Origin of the sequence: Bradyrhizobium sp. SHOUNA76 (genome assembly GCF_023006445.1) — a bacterium.
GTDB lineage: Bacteria > Pseudomonadota > Alphaproteobacteria > Rhizobiales > Xanthobacteraceae > Bradyrhizobium.
On sequence record NZ_JALBHA010000817.1, the window covers coordinates 1 to 1,746 of the forward strand.

The window sequence follows — 1,746 nt, forward strand, 5'->3', positions numbered from 1 at the left end:
GATGTCGGTCTCATCAAGCGGCGCGCCGGGGGCCAGGGCGCCGCGCACGATCTCGTCCGCGAGCTGGAGGCGCAGCTCTTCCGCCCGCGTGACCTTCTGCACGGATGCCGAGGGACGATCGACGCGCGGCACCACCGGCTCAGTCGGCAGCGTCCCTTGCGGAAACTCGTCCAGCCTCATGCGGTCTCTTTCGGCTCGTCGATGATGCTGACATGGGCAGCGACGACGCGCCAGCCCTCGGAGAAGCGAATCCAGGTCTGCATCTGCCGGCCGACCTTGCCGGGCGCCGTGTCGCGATAGAACAGGGTGGAGGCAACGGCCGTGTCGCGGCCAAAGCTGGTGATAACCGTCTTTGCAGTGCGGCGGTTCAGGCCGACCGGCGAGCGGCCGGCGCGGAAGCCGCTTATCGCCTCATAGCCATAAAGGTTCTCGCCGATGCCGTAGCGCAGCGTACGGGGATCGTTGCGGAAGAGCTCACCGAGCACGGCGACGTCGTTGCTGACGAGGGCCTGCTCATAACGATCGAACGCGGCTTTGACTTCCGCGATCACCTCGGGGAGATCGATCTCCATTTCAGAGTCCTCTGGGAGCAGGCGCAGCGGCGACGCCTATCTTTTCCAAGGCGTAGGCGACGCGGAGCGCAATGTCCTCGCGCCAGGGCGCGGCGACGATCTGCACGCCGATCGGCAGCGGCTCAAGCGGCACCGGCACCGCGACCACCGGCAGGCCGATGAAGGAGATCGGCTGGGTGTGGACGCCGATATTGGCGCGCACCGGCAGCTCCACGCCGTCGAGATTGAAGTTCACCTGGCCGAGCTTTGGCGCGGTGCAGGGCGTTGCCGGCGCCAGCAGCACGTCGACCGATCTAAAGATCTCGGCAAGCTGGGCGCGGTACCAGCGGCGGAATTTCTGCGCGCGGTCGACCATGGGCGCGGGTACCATCGCGCCGGCGATCAGCCGGTCGCGCACCGCGGGATCGAAATCGTTCGGACGCTTGCGCAGGCGGTCGAGGTGGAGCGAAGCGCCTTCGGTGGTGGTGATGACATAGGCCGCCGCGCGGGCGCGCGCGGCTTCTGGGATGTCCACGACTTGCGTTGTGCCAAGCGCCTTGGCAACGCGGCTGACGGCCTCGACCGCTTCCGGAAACACGTTCTTCTGGAAATACCCGCCGGCGACGGCGATGCGCAGGTCCGAGACAGGATTGGCGATCAGCGGCAGCGTCGGCTCCAGTCCGCGCGTCGTGCAGGCGCTGTCGTCCGCGTCAGGTCCCTGCATCACGTCATAGGCGAGCGCGAGATCGGTGACGGACCGTGCGAACGGGCCGAGGTGATCGAGGCTCGCGACGAACGGAAAGGATCGTGCCCGCGACAGCCGGCCATAGGTCGGCTTCAAACCAAAGATGCCGCAGAAGGAGGACGGCACGCGGATCGAGCCGTTGGTGTCCGAGCCCAGCGCGATCGGCACCAGCGCGCCGCCGACGGCGCTGCCCGAACCACCGGACGAGCCGCCGGTCATCCGCGTCGTATCGTGCGGATTGCGCGAGGGGCCGTCATGGACGTTCTCGCCGGTGAAGTCATAGGCGTATTCGCCCATGTTGAGCGCCCCGACCAGCACGGCGCCGGCAGCTTCCATCCGCTCGATCAGCATGGCGTCACGCTTGGCCGGTGCGAGGTCGCGGTTGATCTTCGAGCCCGCGCGCGTCGGCAGCCCCGCGACGTCGAACAGGTTCTTCACCGCGAAGGGCAC

General features: G+C 67.6%; 2 protein-coding genes and 1 pseudogene. All 3 read right to left on the minus strand.

Translation table 11 applies throughout. The features are described from left to right. A pseudogene (locus tag MOV74_RS37475) lies at positions 1–180 on the minus strand (GntR family transcriptional regulator); the annotation flags it as partial. Then, positions 177–572, minus strand: a complete 396-nt coding sequence (gene hpxZ / locus MOV74_RS37480; protein ID WP_246932471.1) for an oxalurate catabolism protein HpxZ — start codon at positions 570–572, stop codon at positions 177–179. The gene hpxZ and the pseudogene MOV74_RS37475, both read right to left, overlap by 4 nt. A 1-nt stretch (position 573) precedes the next feature. Then, a partial coding sequence (locus MOV74_RS37485; protein ID WP_246932473.1) for an AtzE family amidohydrolase occupies positions 574–1,746 on the minus strand: 1,173 nt, incomplete at its 5' end.

Bases quoted from the DNA above. Each gene is read 5' to 3' on its own strand.
- hpxZ (WP_246932471.1), bottom strand. From the start codon at position 572: ATGGAGATCGATCTCCCCGAGGTGATCGCGGAAGTCAAAGCCGCGTTC.